Raw genomic sequence first — 17,014 nt, forward strand, 5'->3', positions numbered from 1 at the left:
TCTTGTCCTCCTCTTTAAAAAGAAAAAGACCGATTGCGGTCTTAGTTTTTAAATGCTGAAACTGGTCCCAATTCATTCGTAAGATAATCCCGTACATTCACTGAAAAAATAGTCAGTGCAGGCAGATGATTTGAAAATTCCCGGGTTAATTCGCTATGGTCAATTTCCGTATAAAACTGCACCAGTTTTTTCCGAAAACTGATTAGAGCTTTCAGGCTGCTTCCTGTTTCTTCAGTAACGACCTTTTCATCCATTAAAATATCTATAATGTCTTCATAGCTTCCTGGATCACGCATGATAAAGCCGTCAATCATGGCATTACCGACATCCAATACCGACTCGAGCATCATGTGCGTAAGCCTTTCTAATGCCGCCTTTTCAATGGGGGTCGACCATACCTGCTGGGTAGAGAAATGAGTGATCTGTGTTTCCAAATAAACTAATGTCGTTTCAATTTTATCCCGGTCAACAAAGTACATGAACTCCACTTCCTTCTATTTTCTGTTCTAAGTTGCCATTTCCATGTTTAGTACAGTAGGCGGAGCGTAGAAATAGCCTTGTGCCAAATCGACCTTGTTTCTTGTGAGGACAGATGCCTCATCCTCATTTTCGATTCCCTCCGCGACAACCAGTGAACCGGCCTCCCGCGCGACTAGGAGAATCCCCTTTAACATCGATTCCTTAAGCGAGTTTTTATCGATATTTTGAATAAGAGATCGGTCAATTTTTATAATATCCGGCATAATTTCACTAATGGTACTTAAATTGGAGTATCCCGCGCCTGTATCATCAATGGCAATTCGAAACCCCATTAATCGTAACATTTTTATATTATAAATGAAATTCTTTAAACCTTCGATTGAATCGTTTTCTGTAATTTCAATTGTTATTTGTTTTGGTGATATACTAGTGAATCTTTGCAATAAATTCTTTATATCCCTTGTGAAACGAATATTTCCAAGGGTTAACGGAGTACAATTGATAAAAATATCCTGTCTGCATTTTGCTTTCTTAATTTGTTCAAACGCTTTTTCCAATACCAGCATTTCGAGTGCATATAATGTCCCTGTCTGCCTTGCAACCGAGAATAACGGCAAAGGATTTTCTACTGCCGTACCTTTAGGCCCCCGTGTCAAAAGCTCCCATGCACGTATTTCATTTGTTGCCACATCAATAATGGGCTGGGCCAGCAGACGGATATTTTTACTAGTGATAATTTGATTGATCATATAATCTATATCATCATATTTTACTGCCAGTCTTTTTTCAGCCATCGCAATGGCCTGTCGATGGGCTTTTTGGATGGAATCAGAAATGGAGTAATGTTTCTTGTCAATAAACATATATCCGGTTTCAAAGTGAATTTGCTGTGAAGGATAATGTTTTTGCAGACTTCCCTCAACATAATAAAGCAATCCGTTTATGACATGATCCATATCAGACAAAGTGTTTTTATCAACATCCACCTTCATAATCAAGGTCACCACATCGCCATAAAAGTCATGCAGCGAGATGATCTCCTCTTCTTTCAGTTCCTCTTGGACAGCATGGCGAAAATACTTTTTTAACTGCTTCATGAAATAACCTTGCTGTGTTTTGCCTTTTAAAACCGACAATTCATTCATATTTTGCAGGTGAAAAACAATAACTGCTGCCTCCAAGCCTGATTGAAAGGCGGCTGTTACACCCTCTAATACAGGGTTGCGCATTATAAATTGAGGCGGATAAAAGCGCAAGGAACCAGCAGGAAGCAAAATCTTCCCCCATTCCATTACCCCTAATAGCATATTCATGATGCGACGAGCCATACATTCATCCCTCACAACCAGTTTAGCTTACATATTTAGTTATATTATAACATATTTTTACATTATCCGTATTTTTCGAAGAAAAATATTCCTAAACCAATGGTTGAGAAATTTAATCCTTCTCCCATCCACTGCAGGAATTTGTTACTATAGATAATGTGAGAGTATTTTTTAAAAGGAGATATGAAATGAGCGAGCGTTTTTTCTTATATGATGATACCGAAAATACCAAAACAAGGTTTGTCAGCTTTGTCGGGGAAAATCAGCGTTATGATTTAGCAGTCGTAAAAACGGACAGGCACTACGGCAAATCCCTAGTAATGAATATGCAAGGAAATCGATTTGCCATCATTGGACATGATGATCTCGAGGAGGAAGGATATTTAGAATATGCTTTTAATATTAATGAAGCAGAGGCAGAAGAGCTAAAATCCTTCTTACAGGAGATTATCTAAAGGTTGACTCATGTTTTTCACTCAGGATGAAATAATAAAAGAAAAAGGAGTGAGGAACATGGCTGAAAAGGATTCCGATAAATACGGGGATTTCTCGAATGTGGAAGTACAGCGGAACTATCTGACTGCGGAAGAATTTCCCGAGGGCCCTTTAGGGTCGCCGATTCGTAAAGAAGACCCTGTCGAACTGAAGAGTACCTCGTGGAAAGAGGAGCAGCGCCGGTACAGTGCATTTAACTATGAGTTTAAGGCCCTGCATCAGGATTTGCCAAGAGAATACCCGGGAGCGCATCCTCCGCATGATGATAAAGAAACCGATGAACAGGCCCCGTATAACAATAACGAAGCTTAAAAAATAAACGAAGGGGATTAAATCGCCCCTTCGTTTATTTTTTAACCTTTTTTAACACAAAATAAGCACACCCAAAATTACAGTATTCATAAAGGTACTCGCTTAAAGTGCTGATTTTTGTATCAAAGGTTGCTTTTTGATTTTGGTCCTCAAAGAAGCCTTTTAATCGGAGCTGGCCATAGCCCCAGTCTCCCACAATATAATCATATCTGGATAAGATGTCACTATATCTAGCCTTTAGGGCTTCCTCATTAAAACCATTCCGAAATTCCTGTACAAGTTCATAAGTAGTGTTATTAATAAGAATCATGGTTTTCACCTCAAATTTTGCCAGCTATTCTTTATCCCATTATAACCGATTCACCATCAATTACTAAGAAAAAAAATGAGTGCTTTGGAAAATCTAATAAAAGGAGGTGTTAATGTTGAAAAAATTAAGCATAATCATTGGATTATGTGCACTGACAGCAATGACAGGCTGCACAAAGGACATGGGTAAAAACGACGTATATGAAGAGTCTGGCAATACCATCAATGTGAACAATAAACGTCACGAGCTCTACCGTGAAGGTGCAAGCAAGGATATCCGTAACGCCAGCAATGACTATGGCTTTGTACGTCATCAGAAAAGTCCCCTGATGAACGATAATAACACAAATGATGGTTACACGGCTCTAGACCGTGAACAGGTAGCTCATGTCATCAGCCGCTTAAGTGCCAATATACCAAACGTTAATGATGTGGCTACATTAGTAACGGACAGAGAAGTTCTAGTCGCTTACCATACCGATTCGAAAAACCGAAACTTAACTGCTGACCAGGTGAAGAAAACAGCGTTATCCGTAGTCCCAAGGTATTACCATGTATATGTCAGTGATAATAAGGTCCATATCCGAGATATCCAAAACTTGGCTAGTTTGGATTCCCTCAGCAGTAAATCACGGGATCAGGTAAATTATGTAATCAAACAAATGAAAAAATCCCCACAAGGGACGAGAATGAACGATAGTGAAGATGAAAACGGTCTGACAAAGGACGATATGGATTATAATCACAAACGCTAATAAAAAGAGTTCAGACCCGAATTAAACTAAGGGCTGAACTCTTTTTTAAATTCAAGTTATTGGGCTTCCTGCGTACTTTGTTCGCCAAGTAATTGCTTATGCTTTGCAGCAGCATTTACTTGTTCATCAGCGTGATAAGAAGAACGAACAAGCGGTCCCGCTTCGCAATGGCTGAACCCTTTACTTATGGCAATGTCACGTAATTCATTAAACTCATCAGGGCTATAGTATTTTATAACCTTTAGGTGGCTTTTGGTCGGCTGCAAATACTGGCCGATCGTCATGATATCAACATGATTTGCCCGCAAATCATCCATAACCTCAATAATCTCTTCTTTTGTTTCGCCAAGGCCAATCATTAAGCTTGATTTTGTAGGAATACTTGGATTCATTTCCTTTGCCCGGCGCAGGAATTCTAGGGAACGATCATATTTTGCACGCGCTCTGACTCTTGGTGTCAGGCGTCTCACCGTTTCGATATTATGGTTTAAAATATCTGGCTTTGCATCCATCAATGTTCGAAGGTTCTCTTCTTTTCCGCCCATATCAGACGGAAGGACCTCAATGCTTGTAAACGGGTTTTTCCGGCGGATGGCCCGGATGGTTTCTGCGAATACTGCTGCACCGCCATCCTTTAAATCATCCCTGGCAACTGCGGTTACGACAACATGTTTCAGGTTCATAAGCTGAACGGAATCAGCGACTCTTTCCGGTTCCTGCCAGTCAAGTTCCGTAGGTAGACCTGTTTTTACAGCACAGAAGCGGCAGGCCCTGGTACATGTATCACCGAGAATCATAAAGGTAGCCGTTCGCCGTACTGCCCAGCATTCGTGAATATTTGGACAGCGCGCCTCTTCACAAACGGTGTGAAGATTCTTTTCCCGCATCAATTTCTTTAATCCTGTATATGATTCATTTGTATTAAGCTTTATTTTTAACCAATCAGGTTTTCTCAGGACTTCCTCTTTCTTGCTCATCATGCACCCCCGACTATGTTTAAACACTCCTGATGTCACTTTAACATACTTGGGTCGACAACGACAAGAAGTCAGCATCTGCCGCAATGATTTTCCCGATTTCCAATTATTGACCATAATGAAATGTTCTAGAATTCATAAACTAACCTTGAACTATAAATGGGAAGGGAGAATTCCTATGCGGGCTGTGCTGATAATAGCAGCTTTCCTTTTGTTATTTACCTCAAGTATAGAGGCAAAAGCTGCGGAAGCCAATCCATACCAAGAACGAATGAAACTTTATAAGAAGGTTGAAACCATCACCCAAATTCCTTGGTATTATTTAGCTGCGGTTGACCAATATGAACGAAATGTCCGCTTGGCACGCCGCGATTTGTCAAAACCAGAGAGCCTGATTGGCATTTATTTTCGCCCTGAACAATGGGCCGGGCTGACTAATCCTAATCCATCCGAAGAGAATCCTGCAATTATCCAGTTTTTTAATGGAGTCGGAGTTGATGGGGATGGAGATGGAAATGCCAGCCTGAAAAATGATGAAGATGTATTGTATTCCTTTGCTCATTATCTGCTTTCTTATGGAGTAGATGAAGATAATATTAAAATCGGTTTATGGGATTATTACCACCGGGATCGATCGGTTGGCAGCATCGTCAGCTATGCCAAAATGTACCGTCATTTTGGACGGCTGAATTTGGATACAAATGTTTTCCCAGTTCCTTTAAGAAGCAATCACAGCTATCGCAGCACCTGGGGAGATGCCCGGGGCTGGGGCGGACGAAGAATTCATGAGGGTACTGACATTTTTGCCGGCTATGGTGTACCGGTAAGGGCTACTTGTTACGGGATTGTGGAAATGAAGGGCTGGAATAAATTTGGCGGTTGGAGAATAGGCATCCGGGATATCAATAACACATATCATTACTTTGCCCATCTCAGTGGGTTTGCCAAAGACTTAAAGGTCGGGCAAATTGTTGAACCCGGGATGGTAATTGGCGGAGTAGGAAGCTCCGGGTACGGCCCTCCAGGCACATCAGGGAAATTCCCGCCGCATCTCCATTATGGCATGTATAAAGATAATGGGATTACCGAATGGTCATTTGACCCCTATCCGTATTTGGCAAAGTGGAAACGTCTTGAACGAATAAACGCTAGAAAATAAGAAAAGCGGAAGCGCCTTGACCAGGGGCGACAGGCATAAGACGAGCCGGCGAGAAGGCAGCTTTTTAGCCTTCTTGACGGATTGGCTTATGACCCCGAGCCCCTAGGCGCTGGAGCTAGACAAATAAGGACTATCCGATTTGGATAGTCCTTTTGCTAATTTCCTGATTTTTTGGTATCCTGCTTTTTCTCGGGAACCTGAATGGATGGAATCATGCCTCCTCCGCCGTTATAGAACTGCGGAACCGTTCCCTCGACAAGAGCACTTCCGACTGGAATACTTTGCTTCAGTTTCGTAATTTTCGTAGCAAATGGAGTAATAATTTGAACGGATACCTCAATCTCAATCGAGACTTCCACCCATGTATTATTAATCCCCATTTCTTTCGTTTGGATATGCACATCCGGTTCCACTTCCCCAATGGCTTGAAATTTGACAGGGATTTTCGGACCAAGGTTCCCTAGCAAAGCAATATTGGTTGCCTGCCCTAATGGAACATACCAGGTGATCGAGTTCTCATCCTTCGTGTTCTCCGTTTCAATTTCCACATCTGTAATCTGTTCCAGCTGGGCAAGATTACCTTGTTTTGCCGCCTTCAAATTCTTTTGAATTTGTGCCGTTGTTTCAGCCAATACTCTGTTAATTAAATCCGTATTTAACTGAAAGTTTTGTTTCTCCCCATCGCTGCCTGGGATGATTTGCACGACTTGATTATTTTCTCCGACATTGGTGGTCCTTTTCGTAATAGCTCTATTTATCACAAGTGAAGCGATATTCCGGGTTTCGGATTCGGCATATCTCATTAAGGTAGGTTCAATCCCTTTGTTCACAAGCAATACACTGATTGCTGATGTCAACAGGAAAAAGACAAAAGTTAAAAGCATGACATATCGGAAAGGCAACGGACCTCTTCGCCGCCGGTACATGCGAAATTTTGCCAACAAAAATCACCCCTTCATCGTATGTGTATGCGAAAAAGGGGTGAACTAGCCCAATAAATAAATGGTAAAAAGCCTGCTACGATAGCAGACTTTTATATCATTTTCAGCAAGGCGTCTTTGCCGATCATGCCTTTTGAGATTCCTAATTCCTCCGCGCCAATTGTGACGGATTCCAGCGGCGCGTTCAACAGCTGGTCAATCGTTCTTACTCCGACAGCTCTTCCTGCGATAATGTTACGGTCCTTTAGTTTATCATTTAATAAGCCGACATCCAACGCACCGCACATTATATATCCTTTATCGCTTGTCACAGCAAGCAAGGTCGTTTTCGGAAGTAACACGGAGACCGCCAGGAACGTATGGCCGTCAATTTCAATTGGTGAAAGATCAATCATCAGGATTCCACACTCCTTTCCCTACTATCACATTATGTAGGAAAAGGAAAAAGCGTGTGTCCCAGGATTAAGACTGGGTCTTTAGTTTCCATTTCAGGATATCGCGCAAAAATTCCGGCAGAAAATATTGCTTATCCTTATGAGGCAGAACTCCTTTAAAAAAATGCCCAAACGTAAACATATCCGGTAGTGCAAGTGTATAGATTTTTTGAGGCTCCAGCTTTTCTCCATTAATAAAAATTTCTCCGGAATGAAACGTGAATCCGTCATAAACAAAGATTCCCAGCATGTTTCCTCTAAAACCAAGCCCTTTAATTTGCCTTTGATGAAGTCTTTCATCCATCGTTTCAATTAATATATCTTTTAATTCTTCGCCGTTAACCTCGACAACACATGGATTAATCGGGTGCGGGCAGATGTTTAAAAGGTCAAATTCTGTCACATGGCCGGATAACGGACCAAGAAGAAGGCCAGCATTGATCATCGCACAATCTGTATGGCACCAATCCCGTAAAGCTTTGCATAGGAAATGCGAGAATTCTGTTTCTTTAAACGGATTGCTTAAGAATGGCTTCGTTAGAGTCGTGACTCTTCCATTAAGCAGCTTTTTCCCTTTATCTAGGAAGGCCTCTGCTATCTGAGCCTCATTTTGAGCGGCCGGAAGCTCCTTTGTATCATAAAGAATGGCTTGTTTGTCTTGGATGGTTTTCTGGCTGTCCAACGTAATCGTAACCTGGCCCACATAATAGCCAAATTTTCCCGCGGCCGCCAAAAGCGTATTGTCTACAAGCTTCCCATTTTCCAAAAAATGATGAGTATGAGCACCCAGAATCACGTCAATCTCAGGAAATTCTGCTGCAATTCGTTCGTCATCACGAAGACCGAGGTGGGAAAGCAGAATAACCATGTCCGATTGTTCCTTTACGGCTATGATCCATTTTTTAAGCTCATTAATCGGCTCGGTCAGATTCCAGCCAAGTAATTCGTAGAGACGCGCGAAGTTAGCCGTTAGGCCGATGACGCCAAGGCGAGTACCCGATTTGGTTCGATAAATTTGATAGGGCTTTACCCAGCCTGGCTGCTGGTTATTTTTTTGAAAAAGATTTGCTGCCAGCACATCAAATTGTGCATCATCATAAAGCTGATCGAGCCCGTCATGGGGTAGGTTGATTCCTTCGTTATTGCCAATTGTGACCGCAGTATATTGGCATTCGTTTAAGAGGTCAATACTCGCTTTACCCATGGTCGCCTCTGTCAACGGATGCCAGCGGTCAATGAAATCGCCAATATCAAATAGGAAAACCTCGTCTTGATCTTGGTGGTGCTTCCTTTGCTGCTTCAAAAATTGCTCGATGCGCGGCCAATTTTCCAAGTGGCTGTGGATGTCGTTCGTATGATATATATGTATTCTTTCCATTTGCATCTACCTACCCTGCTATTCCTTCATAGATTAGCCGAACCCCGACGATGACAAGAACCGTTCTTAATATCCAGACAATCGTTTTGCTCTTTAATCTCGTATTTAAAAATACGCCAATGTTCGCCCCAAAATATAAGCCCCCGGCACAAGTGCTAAAGCATAAAGCCAGTTGACGTTTCCTAATGAGATATGCGTTATGGAGCTTAAAATGGAGGTTGGTAAAATCATAAACATCGATGTTGCTGTAGCCACATGAGGCGGGAAGAAAAAGACGAGAATCATCGTTGGAACCATCAGCGAGCCGCCGCCTACACCAAAAATACCTGATAAAAACCCGACAACAAACGAAACAATAACTGCAACAACGGGGCTGTAGCCATATTCATAGGTTTTACCCCTGTTATCCGTAAAAGTACGGGTAATTCCCCTGTCCTTCCGATATGGTATTGGCTTTAATTTATCTTTTATAAACAGGATAATCGAGACGAGAATAATAAATAGACCAAAATATAAATTAAAAGCATGGAGGTTCATTCTTTCTGTTACCCACGCCCCTAAAATACTCCCCGGGCCGCTGCCGATTAGAAAAATAAGACCGCTCTTATAATCAACCACTTTATGTTTTGCATAGGCCAACACCGAGGAAAGCCCCGTGAAAATCATCGTAAAAAGCGATGTCCCAACGGCAACCTGCGGCGTGATGTGGGCAAACCCGTTTACTGTCGCCAAATAGAGCAACGCCGGCACGACAATGATTCCGCCGCCAAGGCCAATCAGCGAGCCCAATGAGCTTGCGCAAATTCCGATGATCAGAAGAACAATCCATTCCATTGTTTCACTTTCTTTCTATGTCTGCTTTTAAAATAAGTCCAGCTGTCTTGGAGCCAATCCTTCATAATCAATATTTAATATGTCCATCATCTGCTTGGCGTTATCTGCTGCGTCGCCGCCGGAATTGTTGTTAAACAGGAGGTACACATCGTCGCATCTCTCGGCAAGCTTGTGGATGTGTCCGGCCCATTCACTAAGCTCCTGCTCGTTATAGCGGTAAAGGTAGCGGACATCCCGCCAATTCTCGGCGTTTTTCTTTTGCCAGCCATGGACATTGCGGCCGTGGAATCTGACAAGAACCTTATCTTGGTTTGTGGATACAAGAACCGTCGGAACGGAACCATCCCCGGATTGCGGTTCATCGCATATGCTGTGAATCCAATTTTCCTGTTTCATAAACTCCAGTGTCTGTTTACGGTATTGCGGCGCAAACCAGGATTGGTGCCTGAATTCGAGTGCACACGGGATTTCCCCCATTTGCTGTTTGCACCATCTTAAGTAATCAACATTTTCCCGTTTGCAATCAAACCACGGAGGAAATTGAAATAAAACCATGGCAAGTTTATTTTTCTCAATATAAGGGTCCAATGATTCTATAAATGCTTGAAACATTGCTTGTTTATTTTCAAATGGTATTTCACCGTGATTGTGGCCTGTCATGCCTTGATAGGCTTTGACGATAAATTGAAATTGAGGCGGCGTTTCATTGACCCATTTCAAGGCGTTCCTTTGGGGCTGTATCGCATAAAAAGCGGTGTCCACTTCCACGATTGGAAAATGGCCTGCGTATTCCTTTAATTTGTCTCTGGGCGTGATTGGACCTGTATACAAACTGTCGTGGTCGCCCCAGCCTGTCAGACCGATATATATCAATGAGTTCACCTCCGCTTTTTATAATAGCATAAACTTTTTAGTTGGGAATAGTTGGGCGGGCTTATCCGACAGTTGGAAGGACCTATACGATAGTAAGCATCCTTTCTGAGAGTATTCCACCCTTATCCGAGAATATCCTGCCCCCATCCGAGAGTATCCTGCCCCCATCCGAGAGTATCCTGCCCCCATCCGAGAGTATCCTGCCCCCATCCGAGAGTAACCCCATTCCCAATGCAAAAACCCGCCTGCCTATCCCAGCAAGCGGGTTTAATTTTTCAAAAATATTAACCGATTGAGCCTTCCATTTCGAACTTGATCAAGCGGTTCATCTCAACAGCATATTCCATTGGAAGTTCCTTTGTAAATGGCTCGATGAAGCCCATAACGATCATTTCAGTAGCTTCCTGCTCGGAGATACCACGGCTCATCAAGTAGAATAATTGCTCTTCAGAAACCTTGGAAACCTTAGCCTCGTGCTCAAGTGAGATGTTGTTATTTAGCACTTCGTTGTATGGAATCGTATCTGAAGTAGATTGATTATCCATGATCAACGTATCGCATTCGATATTAGAGCGAGCGCCGTCTGCTTTACGGCCAAAATGGACCATGCCGCGATAGTTTACACTTCCGCCATGTTTAGAAATCGACTTAGATACAATCGTTGAAGAAGTATTTGGTGCTAAGTGAATCATCTTAGAACCAGTATCCTGCACTTGGCCTTTACCAGCAATCGCAATCGATAAGGTCATGCCGCGGGCACCTTCGCCTTTTAAAATAACAGCAGGATATTTCATCGTTAATTTAGAACCGATGTTACCGTCAATCCATTCCATTGTCGCATTTTCTTCGCAGACAGTCCGCTTTGTTACAAGGTTATATACGTTATTTGCCCAGTTTTGAATCGTTGTATAACGGCAGTAGCCGCCTTTTTTAACGATGATTTCTACAACTGCACTGTGCAAGGAGTTAGTTGTATAAACTGGTGCTGTACAGCCTTCAACATAGTGGACAGATGCACCTTCATCAACAATGATCAGCGTTCTTTCAAATTGCCCCATGTTTTCTGAGTTAATCCGGAAATAGGCCTGTAATGGTGTATCCACCTTAATACCAGGCGGTACATAAATGAAAGAGCCGCCGGACCAAACAGCTGAGTTTAATGCAGAAAATTTGTTATCAGTTGGCGGAATAACGGTTGCCCAGTGCTTGCGGAAAATATCTTCGTTTTCCCTTAACGCAGAATCGGTATCTTTAAAGATGATTCCTAATGCCTCAAGGTCTTCCTTCATGTTATGGTAAACAACCTCGGATTCATATTGCGCAGAAACCCCTGCAAGATACTTTTGCTCGGCTTCAGGAATTCCAAGTTTGTCAAATGTCGCTTTAATTTCTTCCGGTACTTCATCCCATGACTTTTCTGATTTCTCCGATGGTTTTACATAGTAGGTAATTTCATCGAAATTCAATGAGTTTAAGTCACCGCCCCATTGCGGCATTGGTTTACTGTAAAATATTTCAAGTGATTTCAAGCGGAAGTCAAGCATCCACTGAGGTTCACCCTTCATTTTTGAAATCTCTTCAACAATCTCACGTGTTAAACCACGTTTTGATCGGAATATGGAAACGTCTTTATCGGCAAAACCATATTTATACTCGCCGATCTCCGGCATTTTCTTCGCCATCGCAAGTATTCCTCCTTTTTTTACGAGAGGTGAAAGCTCCAGGCAAGAGGCAGGATACTTTCAGAACCGTTTTAATCTTGATTCTCTTCTTTCAAGCTTTTTTCCATTGCCTTCCAAGCCAATGTTGCGCATTTAATTCTGGCTGGAAACTTGGCAACCCCTTGAAGTGCTTCGATATCGCCTAAATCGATATCATCATCCACTTCTTTACCTTGCATCATATCAGAAAAAATCTTCGACAGCTTTAATGCGTCTTCGATTTTCTTACCTTTAATGGCCTGCGTCATCATCGAAGCAGATGACATGGAAATCGAACAGCCTTCCCCTTCCTGCTTGGCATCAACAACAATGCCGTCCTCCACCTTCAATGTTAATTGAATGCGGTCACCGCAGGTCGGGTTATTCATATTGATCGTATGGCTTCCATCCTCCAAAACCCCGCGGTTGCGCGGGTTTTTGTAATGGTCCATGATTACTCTTCGGTAAAGTGCATCTAAGTTAGAAGACATCGCTGAAATACTCCTTCGTTTTGACAAGCCCTTCTACGAGTTTATCAATATCTTCTTCTGTGTTGTATAGGTAAAAGCTGGCACGAGCTGTTGCAGATGCCTTAAGCCATCTCATCAACGGCTGGGCGCAGTGATGGCCGGCGCGGACAGCGATTCCTTCCGCATCCAGAACCGTCGCTACATCATGCGGGTGAACATCACTTAAATTGAAAGTCACTAAACCAGCGCGTTTAGCCGGATCATGTGGTCCATAAATCGTGATGCCTTCAACAGTTGACATTTTTTGCAGCGCATAGGCTGCAAGCTTATGTTCATGCTCGACAATAGTGTCTAAGCCGACTTCATTTAAAAAGTCAATCGCTGCACCAAGACCAATGGCATCCGCAATAATAGGTGTTCCGCCCTCGAACTTCCACGGCAGCTCTTTCCAGGTTGATTCATATAATTCCACGAAATCAATCATTTCACCGCCGAATTCAACCGGCTCCATTTTTTCAAGCAGATGCTTTTTCCCGTAAAGGACACCAATCCCGGTTGGTCCGCACATCTTATGGCCGGAAAAAGCAAGGAAATCACAATCTAAATCTTGAACATCAATTTTCATATGCGGAGCACTTTGTGCACCGTCAACTACCATAATAGCGCCATTTTCATGGGCAATCTTGGCGATTTCCTTAACAGGATTGATGACGCCAAGCACGTTGGATACCTGCATCACCGACACAATTTTTGTGTTTGGTGTGATAGTCGAACGGACATCATCTAATGAAATCGTTCCATCCTCTTGGAGCGGAATGTATTTCAGCTGGGCACCAGTCCGTTTAGCTACCTGCTGCCATGGGATGATATTGCTGTGGTGCTCCATATAGGTAATGACGATTTCGTCGCCTTCCTTCAGGTTGGCGGCGCCGTAGCTTGCCGCCACCGTGTTAAGGGAGGTCGTCGTTCCTCTTGTAAAAATAACTTCTTGAATGGATTTAGCATTGATGAACTTACGGACCTTTTCACGGGCACCTTCGTAAGCATCTGTTGCTTTTGTACCTAATGTATGCACACCGCGGTGGACATTTGAATTGTACTCGCGGTAGTATCTGTCAAGTGTTTCAATAACTTGGACGGGCTTCTGCGATGTCGCAGAGCTATCCAGATAAACTAATGGCTTGCCGTTAACTTCCTGGTCTAAAATAGGAAACAGTTTGCGAATATCTTGGATATTCATTATCTTACTTTCCTTTCAATAACTTCCACTAATTGCTGTTTTACTTTCTCAATTGGAAGCTGATTTACCACCGGTGCTAGGAAGCCATGAATGACTAAACGTTCCGCTTCCTTCTTCGGAATACCGCGGCTCATCAAATAATATAATTGCACTGGGTCAACGCGTCCTACAGAAGCAGCGTGGCCAGCCATAACATCATCTTCGTCGATTAATAAAATTGGATTCGCATCGCCGCGAGCTTTTTCACTCAGCATTAACACGCGTGATGTTTGCTCAGCGTCAGATTTAGAGGCGCCATGTTCAATTTTGCCAATTCCGTTGAAGATAGAAGTAGCCTTATCCTTAACAACGCCATGATTCAAGATATTTCCTATTGTATGTCTGCCAAAATGAACAACCTTTGTGGTAAAGTTTTGGGTCTGCTCACCACGTCCAACCACAACAGTTTTCGAATCGCCATTAGAACCGTCACCAAGAAGATTGGTGGTATTTTCAGAAATGGTATTGCCTTCATTCATCATGCCAAGCGCCCACTCGATTCGGGAATCGCGGCCGGTGACACCGCGGCGGTTCACATAGGTTGTGATGCCTTTTGCCAAAGTATCGACAGCACCGTACTGCACCTTTGCATTTGTATTGGCAATTACCTCTGTCAGGATATTTGCCAAGGTATTGGACTCTTCCACTGTGGAAATATAGTTTTCCACATATGTTAAAGAGCTGTTATCTTCTGCGACGACAAGAACATGGTTAAACAGGTTTGCTTCCACATTGTCATGAACGAACACTGCTTGAATCGGTTCCGCAATTTCGATGTTCTTCGGAACATACAGGAAAGCTCCGCCATTGACAAATGCAGCATGGAGAGCAGTCAAACGGTGCTCATCAGCATTGATCGCTTGTGTCATATAATATTTTTTCAATAAATCGCCGTGCTCTCTAGCAGCAGTAAAAATATCGGTAAACACAACACCCTTTGCCTTTAGGTCTTCTGAAAGAGAAATAAAGGCTGGAGTTTGGTTGCGCTGAATATATAAATTTTGTTTTGCCGCATCCAAATCAACTAATGCTTTAACCTCTTCTGGCAATTCTGCCAAAGATGTATATGGAGCACTTTTAACTGTATGCTGCTCAAACTGTGTAAAATTCCATTTATCTATTTTTGTTTTATCTGGTCGAGGCATTGGCAGTTCGTGAAAATGCTCAAGTGCCTTCAGTCGAAGCTCTTCAAACCAAGCAGGCTCGCTCTTTTCTTTTGAAAAAGAGCTCACAAAACCCTTATCAAACGGTAATGTTATTTCTGTTGTCATTGCTAACCCTCCTAACAAAAGCTTTTAAGCTTCTTGCTCAACTGTTTCATCTTCAATACCAAGCTCTTGCTTGATCCAGTCATATCCTTCTGCTTCTAAGCGCTGTGCAAGCTCTGGCCCGCCGGATTTTACAACACGGCCTTGCATCATCACATGCACATGGTCAGGAGTGATATAGTTTAACAGACGTTGATAGTGAGTAATAATTAAGCAGCCGAAATCCTCACCGCGCATTTCGTTGACACCTTTCGATACTACCTTTAAGGCATCGATATCAAGTCCGGAGTCGATTTCATCGAGAATCGCAATCTTTGGCTCCAACATCATTAATTGCAGGATTTCATTGCGCTTTTTCTCACCGCCGGAGAAGCCTTCATTAAGGTAACGCTGCGCCATATCTAGATCCATTTCAAGGTATTCCATTTGCTTATCCATTTTACGAATGAATTTCATTAAAGAAATTTCGTTACCTTCGCCAAGACGGGCGTTAATCGCCGAACGCAAGAAGTCAGCATTCGTTACACCGTTAATTTCGCTTGGGTATTGCATGGCTAAAAATAGTCCAGCACGAGCGCGCTCATCTACTTCCATTTCTAAAACATCTTGCCCATCAAGCGTAATGCTGCCGCTTGTTACTTCATATTTAGGGTGACCCATGATAGCAGAAGATAATGTAGATTTACCAGTTCCGTTAGGACCCATAATGGCGTGAATTTCGCCGCCTTTTATTTCAAGGTTGACACCCTTTAAAATTTCTTTCCCATCAATTGCTACGTGCAGATCTTTAATTGTTAAAGTTGATCCAGCCATATTCATACCTCCGAAAATGTATTGTATCTTTGCAGACAGATTTTTTAAGATCTTCCGCATTCATTCTCACTTTATTCTCATTACAATCTTATAACAAATGAAATTTGTTAGCAACTTTTTAATAGTAATAACTAGCATGTATTTTCACTAAGAACATGCTAAATGAGAATAGCAGGAAGTTTTTAAAGAAAATTCAGATAAAGACTTTTTATGTAATACAAGCCCGAATAAAATGATACCTTATTTTTTGCTAAAATGCCATGGGTGGTTATGGCATCTATTTTTTACTACTTAATGAGCTTTCATGTAATGAATGCAGAAAAGCCAGTGAATCCTCACTGACTTTTCTGCAATATTGCTACATATTTAATAATTACTCGGTTGCCGCAATAACAGCACCTTTGTATTTATCCTTAATAAAATCTTGAATTTCTTTCGATTGAAGAACCTCTACAAGTGTTTTGATTTCTTTACGGTCTTTGTCTTCTGAACGAACTACTACAAGGTTGGCTGGAACCACGTCACTGCCTTCAAAGGCAATACCATATTTTCCAATATCAATGCCGCCTTCTAATGCATAGTTAGTATTAATGGCAACCGCATCACCTTCACCGTTTTCGAAGGAAGATGCTAATAATTTTGCTTCAATTAATTTAGGGAACTTCAGGTTCTTTGGATTTTCAACGATATCATCTATTCTTGCGTTTGCACCAACGCCTTCTTTAAGCTTGATTAATCCAGCCTTTTCAAAAATCGGCAGGATACGGCCGTGGTCGCTTAAAGAATCACTCATAATAATGGTTGCACCATTTGGAAGATCTTTTAGACTTTTATACTTTTTTGAGTAAATGCCGATTGGTTCTTTATGAACCCCGCCCACACTGACAAAATCAAAATCTTTATTTTCTTTCATCTGCAGATCTAAATACCCAGGTGTTTGGAAATAGTTTGCATCTATTTCTTTATCCTTTAATGCTACGTTTGGCAGAATATAGTCTTGGAAAACTTGAATTTCCAAATCAATACCTTTTTTCTTCAATATTGGCTTTGCAGCTTCAAGTACTTCTGCGTGTGGTACAGCAGTTGCACCAACAACTAATTTTTTGTTCCCATCTTTATCTGCTGAATCATTTTTTGCACCGCCGCAGGCCGCTAAGGCAAATACGGTAAACGCAATGAAGATCAAACCCAGAACTTTTTTCATTTTTT

At 42.1% G+C, this 17,014-nt stretch carries 18 protein-coding genes and 1 pseudogene; 4 read left to right on the forward strand and 15 right to left on the reverse strand.

Annotated features, from left to right (window positions below):
* Positions 1-41 precede the first annotated feature (41 nt).
* Both ACZ5B7_RS25365 and ACZ5B7_RS25370 read right to left on the reverse strand, forming a co-directional pair.
* The gene (locus tag ACZ5B7_RS25365) at positions 42-479 is read right to left on the reverse strand and encodes a DUF86 domain-containing protein (protein ID WP_213144343.1); all 438 of its coding nucleotides are present in this window, start codon (positions 477-479) and stop codon (positions 42-44) included.
* A 27-nt stretch (positions 480-506) separates the two neighbouring features.
* Positions 507-1,808, reverse strand: coding sequence for an EAL domain-containing protein (locus tag ACZ5B7_RS25370; protein WP_464491401.1), 1,302 nt, complete (start codon positions 1,806-1,808; stop codon positions 507-509).
* A gap of 188 nt (positions 1,809-1,996) precedes the next feature.
* Between ACZ5B7_RS25370 and ACZ5B7_RS25375 the strand changes: the two genes are divergently transcribed.
* A complete protein-coding gene (locus tag ACZ5B7_RS25375; RefSeq protein ID WP_213144341.1) occupies positions 1,997-2,263 on the forward strand; it encodes a DUF3055 domain-containing protein in 267 nt (88 codons plus the stop codon).
* Positions 2,264-2,321: 58 nt separating this feature from the next.
* Positions 2,322-2,615, forward strand: coding sequence for a cytosolic protein (locus ACZ5B7_RS25380; protein WP_464491402.1), 294 nt, complete (start codon positions 2,322-2,324; stop codon positions 2,613-2,615).
* A gap of 34 nt (positions 2,616-2,649) precedes the next feature.
* Here the strand turns inward: ACZ5B7_RS25380 and ACZ5B7_RS25385 are convergent, their stop codons facing one another.
* Positions 2,650-2,925 (reverse strand): YutD family protein, encoded by a 276-nt coding sequence (locus ACZ5B7_RS25385; RefSeq protein WP_213144339.1) that lies wholly within the window; start codon positions 2,923-2,925, stop codon positions 2,650-2,652.
* A 112-nt stretch (positions 2,926-3,037) separates the two neighbouring features.
* Here ACZ5B7_RS25385 and ACZ5B7_RS25390 point away from each other — a divergent pair, with 112 nt between their 5' ends.
* Complete coding sequence (locus ACZ5B7_RS25390; protein ID WP_464491403.1) at positions 3,038-3,679, forward strand: YhcN/YlaJ family sporulation lipoprotein; 642 nt, start codon at positions 3,038-3,040, stop codon at positions 3,677-3,679.
* Between the two features lie 56 nt (positions 3,680-3,735).
* On the opposite strand, the gene lipA is transcribed toward ACZ5B7_RS25390, so the two are convergent.
* Positions 3,736-4,656: a lipoyl synthase gene (gene lipA, locus ACZ5B7_RS25395; RefSeq protein WP_213144504.1), complete on the reverse strand. Its 921-nt coding sequence runs from the start codon at positions 4,654-4,656 to the stop codon at positions 3,736-3,738.
* Between the two features lie 178 nt (positions 4,657-4,834).
* Here lipA and ACZ5B7_RS25400 point away from each other — a divergent pair, with 178 nt between their 5' ends.
* Positions 4,835-5,815 carry a M23 family metallopeptidase gene (locus ACZ5B7_RS25400; RefSeq protein WP_464491404.1) on the forward strand — a complete coding sequence of 327 codons (981 nt, stop codon included), beginning with the start codon at positions 4,835-4,837 and terminating at the stop codon, positions 5,813-5,815.
* A gap of 155 nt (positions 5,816-5,970) precedes the next feature.
* Here ACZ5B7_RS25400 and yunB read toward each other — a convergent pair whose 3' ends face one another.
* The 11 genes and pseudogenes from yunB to ACZ5B7_RS25455 form a co-directional block, all read right to left on the reverse strand.
* Positions 5,971-6,756, reverse strand: a complete 786-nt coding sequence (gene yunB / locus ACZ5B7_RS25405) for a sporulation protein YunB (RefSeq protein ID WP_213144336.1) — start codon at positions 6,754-6,756, stop codon at positions 5,971-5,973.
* 92 nt (positions 6,757-6,848) lie between these two features.
* The gene (locus ACZ5B7_RS25410) at positions 6,849-7,151 is read right to left on the reverse strand and encodes a YunC family protein (RefSeq protein ID WP_378582819.1); all 303 of its coding nucleotides are present in this window, start codon (positions 7,149-7,151) and stop codon (positions 6,849-6,851) included.
* A 67-nt stretch (positions 7,152-7,218) separates the two neighbouring features.
* Positions 7,219-8,574: a bifunctional metallophosphatase/5'-nucleotidase gene (locus ACZ5B7_RS25415; protein ID WP_464491405.1), complete on the reverse strand. Its 1,356-nt coding sequence runs from the start codon at positions 8,572-8,574 to the stop codon at positions 7,219-7,221.
* Positions 8,575-8,578: 4 nt separating this feature from the next.
* Positions 8,579-9,402: pseudogene (locus ACZ5B7_RS25420) on the reverse strand (sulfite exporter TauE/SafE family protein).
* A 27-nt stretch (positions 9,403-9,429) separates the two neighbouring features.
* Positions 9,430-10,275 carry a DUF72 domain-containing protein gene (locus ACZ5B7_RS25425; protein WP_464491406.1) on the reverse strand — a complete coding sequence of 282 codons (846 nt, stop codon included), beginning with the start codon at positions 10,273-10,275 and terminating at the stop codon, positions 9,430-9,432.
* A gap of 284 nt (positions 10,276-10,559) precedes the next feature.
* Positions 10,560-11,957: a Fe-S cluster assembly protein SufB gene (gene sufB, locus ACZ5B7_RS25430; protein WP_213144331.1), complete on the reverse strand. Its 1,398-nt coding sequence runs from the start codon at positions 11,955-11,957 to the stop codon at positions 10,560-10,562.
* Positions 11,958-12,028: 71 nt separating this feature from the next.
* The gene (gene sufU, locus ACZ5B7_RS25435) at positions 12,029-12,466 is read right to left on the reverse strand and encodes a Fe-S cluster assembly sulfur transfer protein SufU (protein WP_213144330.1); all 438 of its coding nucleotides are present in this window, start codon (positions 12,464-12,466) and stop codon (positions 12,029-12,031) included.
* Positions 12,456-13,685 carry a cysteine desulfurase gene (locus ACZ5B7_RS25440; protein ID WP_464491407.1) on the reverse strand — a complete coding sequence of 410 codons (1,230 nt, stop codon included), beginning with the start codon at positions 13,683-13,685 and terminating at the stop codon, positions 12,456-12,458. The genes sufU and ACZ5B7_RS25440 overlap by 11 nt, the downstream gene beginning before the upstream one ends.
* Positions 13,685-14,995: a Fe-S cluster assembly protein SufD gene (gene sufD / locus ACZ5B7_RS25445; RefSeq protein ID WP_464491408.1), complete on the reverse strand. Its 1,311-nt coding sequence runs from the start codon at positions 14,993-14,995 to the stop codon at positions 13,685-13,687. The genes ACZ5B7_RS25440 and sufD overlap by 1 nt, the downstream gene beginning before the upstream one ends.
* 24 nt (positions 14,996-15,019) lie before the next feature.
* The gene (gene sufC, locus ACZ5B7_RS25450) at positions 15,020-15,805 is read right to left on the reverse strand and encodes a Fe-S cluster assembly ATPase SufC (RefSeq protein WP_464491409.1); all 786 of its coding nucleotides are present in this window, start codon (positions 15,803-15,805) and stop codon (positions 15,020-15,022) included.
* A gap of 373 nt (positions 15,806-16,178) precedes the next feature.
* Positions 16,179-17,009, reverse strand: a complete 831-nt coding sequence (locus ACZ5B7_RS25455) for a MetQ/NlpA family ABC transporter substrate-binding protein (RefSeq protein ID WP_217032090.1) — start codon at positions 17,007-17,009, stop codon at positions 16,179-16,181.
* Between the last annotated feature and the right edge of the window lie 5 nt (positions 17,010-17,014).

This window comes from Neobacillus sp. S1115 (genome assembly GCF_055385565.1).